This is a genomic window from Salinimicrobium oceani (assembly GCF_012037645.1).
Window position 1 is genome coordinate 1 of record NZ_JAAVJR010000855.1, and the last position, 402, is coordinate 402.

A 402-nucleotide genomic window follows, 5' to 3' on the forward strand; every position below is an offset into this window, starting at 1 on the left:
CAACTTCATATCCCAGGTATTCACACATGCGCCTTATCTGCCTGTTGAGCCCCTGAGTCAGGACGATCCTAAAGACATATTTACTCAGCTGCTCGACCTCACATTTTTTCGTTACGGTGTCTAAAATGGGAATTCCTGATGCCATTCTTGAGATGAAATCTTCAGAAATAAGTCTGTCTACCGTGACTATATATTCTTTTTCGTGATTGTTTCTCGCTCTGAGGATTTTGTTGACGATATCTCCGTCGTCAGTAAGTAAAATAAGACCTTCACTGGGTTTGTCAAGGCGGCCAATAGGGAAGATTCTCGTTGGATAATTGATGTAGTCAACGATGTTCTTCTTGTCCTTCGGGTTGGTGGTGCAAACGATTCCTACTGGTTTGTTGAAAGCCAGGTAAACAT

Annotated in this window: 1 protein-coding gene; it reads right to left on the bottom strand. The window is 42.5% G+C overall.

Going from position 1 to position 402, the window contains the following annotated elements:
• On the bottom strand, positions 1 to 402 hold a 402-nt coding region (locus tag HC175_RS19730), incomplete at both ends, for a pseudouridine synthase (RefSeq protein WP_168139809.1).